Annotated in this window: 9 protein-coding genes; 8 read left to right on the top strand and 1 reads right to left on the bottom strand. The window is 38.2% G+C overall.

Annotation, left to right across the window (positions count from 1 at the left end):
* Positions 1 to 281: 281 nt before the first annotated feature.
* The 7 genes from V7183_RS04685 to yajC all read left to right on the top strand — a co-directional run bounded on the left by V7183_RS04685 (position 282) and on the right by yajC (position 5,363).
* Positions 282 to 812 (top strand): BofC C-terminal domain-containing protein, encoded by a 531-nt coding sequence (locus V7183_RS04685; RefSeq protein WP_097897048.1) that lies wholly within the window; start codon positions 282 to 284, stop codon positions 810 to 812.
* 213 nt (positions 813 to 1,025) lie between these two features.
* Positions 1,026 to 1,643 carry a Holliday junction DNA helicase RuvA gene (gene ruvA / locus V7183_RS04680; protein WP_335358844.1) on the top strand — a complete coding sequence of 206 codons (618 nt, stop codon included), beginning with the start codon at positions 1,026 to 1,028 and terminating at the stop codon, positions 1,641 to 1,643.
* Positions 1,644 to 1,648: 5 nt separating this feature from the next.
* Positions 1,649 to 2,650 (top strand): Holliday junction branch migration DNA helicase RuvB, encoded by a 1,002-nt coding sequence (gene ruvB / locus V7183_RS04675; RefSeq protein ID WP_141523184.1) that lies wholly within the window; start codon positions 1,649 to 1,651, stop codon positions 2,648 to 2,650.
* Positions 2,647 to 2,847, top strand: coding sequence for a DUF2905 domain-containing protein (locus V7183_RS04670; protein WP_097897045.1), 201 nt, complete (start codon positions 2,647 to 2,649; stop codon positions 2,845 to 2,847). Before ruvB ends, V7183_RS04670 begins: the two co-directional genes overlap by 4 nt.
* A gap of 18 nt (positions 2,848 to 2,865) precedes the next feature.
* A complete protein-coding gene (queA, locus tag V7183_RS04665) occupies positions 2,866 to 3,921 on the top strand; it encodes a tRNA preQ1(34) S-adenosylmethionine ribosyltransferase-isomerase QueA (protein WP_335358843.1) in 1,056 nt (351 codons plus the stop codon).
* A 13-nt stretch (positions 3,922 to 3,934) separates the two neighbouring features.
* Entirely contained in the window at positions 3,935 to 5,074 is a 1,140-nt protein-coding gene (gene tgt, locus V7183_RS04660) for a tRNA guanosine(34) transglycosylase Tgt (protein WP_097897043.1), read from the top strand.
* A gap of 28 nt (positions 5,075 to 5,102) precedes the next feature.
* The gene (gene yajC, locus V7183_RS04655) at positions 5,103 to 5,363 is read left to right on the top strand and encodes a preprotein translocase subunit YajC (RefSeq protein ID WP_097897042.1); all 261 of its coding nucleotides are present in this window, start codon (positions 5,103 to 5,105) and stop codon (positions 5,361 to 5,363) included.
* A gap of 33 nt (positions 5,364 to 5,396) precedes the next feature.
* Here yajC and V7183_RS04650 read toward each other — a convergent pair whose 3' ends face one another.
* Positions 5,397 to 5,780 (bottom strand): TIGR04086 family membrane protein, encoded by a 384-nt coding sequence (locus V7183_RS04650; RefSeq protein WP_097897041.1) that lies wholly within the window; start codon positions 5,778 to 5,780, stop codon positions 5,397 to 5,399.
* 113 nt (positions 5,781 to 5,893) lie between these two features.
* Here V7183_RS04650 and V7183_RS04645 point away from each other — a divergent pair, with 113 nt between their 5' ends.
* Positions 5,894 to 6,550, top strand: coding sequence for a DUF421 domain-containing protein (locus V7183_RS04645; protein ID WP_097897040.1), 657 nt, complete (start codon positions 5,894 to 5,896; stop codon positions 6,548 to 6,550).
* Positions 6,551 to 6,584 lie beyond the last annotated feature (34 nt).

Genomic DNA, 6,584 nt, shown 5'->3' with positions numbered 1-6,584 from the left:
CCGTAAACGCATCAAGACGCCTGCTATGTTCAGGCGTCTTTCTTATTATATAAAAGTAAAGTGAAGTTTGGATAAGAGAATCTAAACTTCATTTTTTTGTGGTTTTAATATCGGAATATTTTATTAATAATCTCACGAATATTCTCAAAAGAATTAAAATGCAAATGGTAATATATCACATGGAGGTTTCGCTTTATTCCGATTTCGCTTACGGATAAAACCTCTATTTCCGGAAAAACTAAGAATGGAAGTTCTATTTTGCCTAGAAGAGGTGAACGGAAATGAAATTCATGATGATTGCAGTTCAAGTTTTAATTGCTATATGTTGTTTGTCTCATGAATCGAGTGTGAGGGCTGCAGCTACTATACCAGATGTAACGGAAAAAGAACCTCAAGTGACAATTTTGCTAGAGCGTATGTATTTAGACGGAGAAGCAAGTGAAGAAATTTTTGCTGAAAAGGTAGCGAATTTAGAGCAGTTTTTGAAGCAATATAAAGATTGGCAGCTTGTCGATCGTGATGATGTGCAAATTGTATTGCAAAAAAAGATAGATGACATTTCACCTTTACTAAAAACAAGCGGTTATTTCGGCGTTTCCAATGAGGGGATATTACAGATCTTTAACGGTGTACCAAACAGAGATAATGTGATTCATTCATTTTTTCAAATTGATATGAAAAAGCTAGAAAGTTATGAGCGAGCGGAACTAAAGCGTGGTATTCGTATCAGGTCAAAAGAGCGTTTTGTGAAGACGATTGAGAAAATGAAGCAGTATGCGGTGCAAAGTAAGAAAAACAGCAGCTCAGGATGAGCTGCTGTTTTCTTATTTATTCTTAGCTAAGATTTGTTTTGCAATTTCATCAATTAACATATCTTTCCCGATTGGGTTAAATGCTTTTGTGTTAAAGACTTCGTTATAAAAAATGAAAAATCAAAGTAGAGAACATTTGTTGGGGCAGTCTCGCTTTTCTATCATTAAATATGTTAAAATGGAATACATGATTTGAGAGGGAGAGATCGTATTTTGTTTGAATATGTTACAGGCTATGTGGAATATGTAGGGCCAGAATATGTCGTTCTTGATCATAATGGAATTGGCTATCAAATTTTTACGCCAAATCCGTATGTATTCCAAAGAAGTAAGCAAGAAATTCGTGTATATACATATCATTATGTGAGAGAAGATATTATGGCGCTTTATGGATTTAAGACACGTGAAGAGCGTTTATTATTTACAAAACTTTTAGGTGTGTCAGGAATCGGGCCAAAAGGTGCACTTGCCATTTTGGCTTCTGGTCAAACCGGACAGGTCGTGCAAGCAATTGAAAATGAGGATGAAAAGTTCTTAGTGAAATTCCCGGGCGTAGGAAAGAAAACAGCGCGCCAAATGATTTTAGACTTAAAAGGAAAATTAGCAGATGTTGTACCAGATGCATTTGTTGATTTATTCTCAGATGTAGAACGTTTAGATGAGAAGAAAGGGTCATCAGCTGAGCTTGATGAGGCGCTTGAGGCGCTTCGTGCACTTGGTTATGCAGAACGAGAAGTGTCTCGCGTTGTACCAGAATTATTAAAAGAATCACTTACGACGGATCAATATATTAAAAAGGCACTTAGTCTGTTACTAAATGGTAAGAGGTGAGTAGAATGGACGAACGTCTCCTTTCGGGAGAATCTGCATATGAAGATGCAGACTTAGAATATTCGTTACGGCCACAGACGCTCCGTCAGTATATTGGCCAAGATAAGGCAAAACATAATTTAGAAGTGTTTATTGAAGCAGCGAAAATGCGTGAGGAGACATTGGACCACGTACTATTATATGGACCGCCAGGACTAGGGAAAACGACGCTTGCCAATATTATTGCCAACGAAATGGGCGTTAATATTCGAACGACGTCAGGTCCAGCAATAGAGCGTCCAGGGGATTTAGCAGCGGTGTTAACGGCGCTTCAACCTGGTGATGTACTATTTATTGATGAAATTCACCGCTTGCATAGATCAATTGAAGAAGTATTATACCCAGCAATGGAGGATTTCTGTCTTGATATTGTTATTGGTAAAGGGCCGACAGCACGCTCTGTACGTCTTGATTTACCTCCATTCACATTAGTTGGTGCAACAACACGTGCAGGTGCGTTATCAGCACCGCTCCGTGACCGTTTTGGTGTATTATCACGATTAGAGTATTATACAGTAGACCAACTTTCGGCAATCGTTGAACGGACAGCAGAAGTGTTTGAAGTTGAGATAGATTCCTTGGCAGCATTAGAAATTGCAAGGCGTGCACGTGGTACGCCGCGTATCGCAAACCGTTTATTAAGACGTGTACGTGACTTTGCGCAAGTTCGCAGCGATGGAACGATTGCGATGGAAATTACACAAATGGCATTAGAACTCTTACAAGTGGATAAATTAGGTTTAGATCATATCGATCATAAGTTACTACTTGGTATTATTGAAAAATTCCGCGGTGGACCAGTTGGATTAGAAACGGTTTCAGCGACAATTGGAGAAGAGTCTACTACCATTGAAGATGTGTATGAACCATATTTACTCCAAATTGGATTCTTACAACGAACGCCAAGAGGACGAATCGTAACGCCGCTCGCTTATGAACATTTTGGAATGGAGATGCCTGGGGTTTGATGGATATGCCAAAGCTGCTTATTACGGCTGGTATTCTTCTTATAGTTGTTGGATTAGCTTGGAAGTTTATAGGAAGGCTTCCAGGCGATATTTTTGTAAAAAAAGGAAACGTTACCTTTTATTTTCCGATCATTACATGTATTGTGTTAAGTATTGTATTATCTTTTGTTATGTATATAATAAATCGATTTAAATAGAAATAGGTGGATATAGTTATGGATATTAATCTGTTTGATTTTCATTTACCTGAAGAACTTATTGCTCAAACGCCGCTTGAGAAGCGTGAAACATCAAGATTAATGGTGTTAGATCGTGAAACAGGTGATATTGAGCACAAGCATTTTGCTGACATTCTTTCTTATTTACATGAGGGTGATTGTTTAGTTTTAAATGAAACGAAAGTTATGCCTGCTCGTTTGCATGGTGTGAAAGAAGATACAGGTGCACACATTGAAGTACTTCTTTTAAAGCAAGAGGATGGCGATAAGTGGGAAACACTTGTGAAACCAGCGAAGCGTGTAAAAGAAGGAACTGTCATTTCTTTTGGTGAAGGAAAGCTAAAAGCAACTTGCACTGGAACAGCTGATCAAGGTGGTCGTCAACTTGAGTTTTCATATGACGGCATCTTTTATGAAATTTTAGATGAGCTTGGAGAAATGCCGCTTCCTCCATATATTAAAGAAACATTGGAAGATCGTGACCGTTATCAAACGGTATATGCGAAGGAAGTCGGTTCTGCGGCAGCACCGACAGCTGGACTTCATTTCACTGAAGAATTATTAGAGAAATTGAAGCAAACAGGTGTTCAATTAGCATTTATTACACTTCATGTTGGCCTTGGAACATTTAGACCTGTTTCAGCTGATACAATTGAAGAACATCATATGCATGCAGAGTATTATCACATGTCAGAAGAAACAGCAGACTTGTTAAATCGTGTGAAAGAGAACGGTGGTCGCATTATTACAGTTGGGACAACGTCAACTCGTACGCTTGAAACAATTGCTACAGACCATGATGGTAAACTTTGTGCAGCATCTGGATGGACAGATATCTTTATGTACCCAGGTTATGAATTTAAAGCAATTGACGGTTTAATTACAAACTTCCACTTGCCAAAATCAACATTAATTATGCTTGTGAGTGCATTTTCAAATAGAGAGAATGTGCTTCATGCTTACAATGAAGCAGTAAAAGAAAAATACCGTTTCTTTAGTTTTGGTGATGCGATGTTCGTTGCATCGCATGCTAAAATGAGAAACAACAAATAAAAGGAGTAAATCTATGACAGCAATTCGTTATGAATTTATTAAAACATGTAAACAAACAGGTGCCCGTTTAGGTCGCGTCCATACACCACACGGTTCGTTTGATACACCAACATTTATGCCAGTTGGTACACTTGCAACAGTTAAAACGATGTCACCAGAAGAACTAAAAGCGATGGATTCAGGTATTATTTTAAGCAATACGTATCATTTATGGTTACGTCCAGGTCATGAAATTGTACGTGAAGCAGGTGGTTTACATAAATTTATGAACTGGGATCGTGCGATTTTAACGGATTCTGGTGGTTTCCAAGTATTTAGTTTAAGTGATTTCCGCCGTATTGAAGAAGAGGGCGTTCACTTCCGTAATCACTTAAATGGAGACAAGTTATTCTTATCACCAGAGAAGGCAATGGAAATTCAAAATGCATTAGGTTCAGATATTATGATGGCATTTGATGAGTGCCCACCTTTCCCAGCTACTTTTGAATATATGAAAAAGTCTGTAGAACGTACAAGCCGCTGGGCAGAGCGTTGTTTAAAAGCGCATGCGCGCCCAGAGGATCAAGGGCTGTTTGGTATTGTACAGGGCGGAGAGTTTGAAGAGCTTCGTCGTCAAAGTGCGAAAGATCTTGTTTCAATGGACTTCCCTGGCTATGCTGTAGGTGGATTATCAGTTGGAGAACCAAAGGATATTATGAATCGCGTACTTGAATTTACAACGCCACTCCTTCCAGACAATAAACCGCGTTATTTAATGGGAGTAGGTTCTCCTGACTCGTTAATTGATGGAGCGATTCGTGGTATCGATATGTTTGACTGTGTACTTCCAACTCGTATCGCGCGAAATGGTACATGTATGACAAGTGAGGGGCGTCTCGTTGTAAAAAATGCGAAGTTTGCAAGAGACTTCGGTCCGCTTGATCCAAACTGTGATTGCTACACATGTAAAAATTACTCTCGTGCGTACATTCGTCACTTAATGAAATGTGATGAAACATTCGGAATTCGCTTAACGTCTTATCACAACCTTCATTTTCTGTTAAACTTAATGGAGCAGGTGAGACAAGCCATTCGTGAAGATCGTCTTGGCGATTTCCGCGAAGAGTTCTTTGAGCAATACGGCTTTAATAAACCAAATGCTAAAAACTTCTAATACATAATTATTAAAGGAGGAATAAAAGATGAATCCAGGTATGATGAATATTATCATGATCGTCGCGATGTTTGCGATCTTCTACTTCTTATTAATTCGCCCGCAACAAAAGCGTCAAAAGGCGGTAGCTCAAATGCAAAGTGAATTAACAAAAGGCGATGCTATCGTAACAATTGGTGGTTTACACGGTACAATTGAATCAGTAGAGGATACTACGATTGTTATTAAATCTGGTGGTTCACACTTAACATTCGATCGCAATGCGATTCGTGAAGTTGTGAAGAAGTAATAAGTGAAAGCCCTGCAAAATGCAGGGCTTTTTTCAATTTGTCCGTTTGGTCATATTAACGCCAAAGATTCCTCCAAGTGTACTTGATCCCATTAATGCAAGTTGATAGAGTAGCTGTGAGTTGGATAAAGAATGTGAGAAACCTAAATAGTTAACAAGAAATACAAGAATGGTAAAGGTAAGCCCAGTTGTAAAACCAACTAACCATCCTTTACCTTGCGCTTTTTTACCAGCGACAAAACCAGAGATGAGCATGGAAAGAAGAGCAAATACAAAAATAGTAACGGCCAATGTCCCTTCATTGATATTGGTGAACTTTAACAAAAGAGCAATTGTCATACTTGTAATAGAGGCAAGAACCAATACAGTGATAACACCAAACCCGATTGCTGTAGATAATCTTTTCGTTCCATCCATTATGCATACCTCCTTTTTAATACAAGCATATTTTCAATTTGGATAAGTTAGACTAGTTTCTTTTTTACAGGGAAGTCTATAAATAGAAAAGGTGTAAAAAAGGAGATGAGGGAATGGAATGGCTATCAATAGTTGGTCGGACAATGCTTCTATATGTTGTGATTTTAATTATTTTTCGCATGATGGGAAAGCGAGAAATTGGCGAACTAAGTGTATTAGATTTAGTAGTTTTTATTATGCTTGGTGAGATGGCTGTTGTGGCAATTGAAAATACAGATAAGTCCCTTTGGCATCAGCTTGTTCCCATGGTACTGCTTATGGGTGTACAAATCACTTTATCGATTGTTTCTTTGAAAAATCAGCGTATTCGTCATTTGATAGAGGGGGAACCCGCTATCATTGTGAATGCAGGAAAAATTGATGAGAAACAGATGCGAAAGCAGCGTTACAATATAGACGATTTGATGGTGCAATTACGTGAGCAAGGAATTGGAGATGTACGTGATGTAGAGTATGCGATTTTAGAGCCAACTGGGAAGCTATCTGTCTTTCAAAAACAAAAAAGTAAGAAGAGTAAAAATGATACACCGCTTTTTTCACTTCCATTAATTATTGACGGAGAAATTCAACAAAAACATTTACAAATGATTGAGCATTCGGATGATTGGCTTGTAGAGAAGCTAAAAAACTTAGGGCATAATGATGTGAAGAGGATTTTGTATTGTAGTTTTCAAAATGGACAGTTTTTTGTTGATGTTAAAGAGGAATAAAGGCTTGCCATTTTTAGAAACGGCAAGCCTGTTT

The organism is Bacillus sp. JJ1127, from assembly GCF_036965845.1.
Lineage (GTDB): Bacteria > Bacillota > Bacilli > Bacillales > Bacillaceae_G > Bacillus_A.
This window is presented reverse-complemented; position numbering and strand designations above follow the sequence as displayed.

Coding starts and splice junctions, on each gene's coding strand:
- V7183_RS04685 (WP_097897048.1), top strand. CDS start 282: ATGAAATTCATGATGATTGCAGTTCAAGTTTTAATTGCTATATGTTGT.
- ruvB (WP_141523184.1), top strand. CDS start 1,649: ATGGACGAACGTCTCCTTTCGGGAGAATCTGCATATGAAGATGCAGAC.
- queA (WP_335358843.1), top strand. CDS start 2,866: ATGGATATTAATCTGTTTGATTTTCATTTACCTGAAGAACTTATTGCT.
- tgt (WP_097897043.1), top strand. CDS start 3,935: ATGACAGCAATTCGTTATGAATTTATTAAAACATGTAAACAAACAGGT.
- yajC (WP_097897042.1), top strand. CDS start 5,103: ATGAATCCAGGTATGATGAATATTATCATGATCGTCGCGATGTTTGCG.
- V7183_RS04650 (WP_097897041.1), bottom strand. CDS start 5,780: ATGGATGGAACGAAAAGATTATCTACAGCAATCGGGTTTGGTGTTATC.
- V7183_RS04645 (WP_097897040.1), top strand. CDS start 5,894: ATGGAATGGCTATCAATAGTTGGTCGGACAATGCTTCTATATGTTGTG.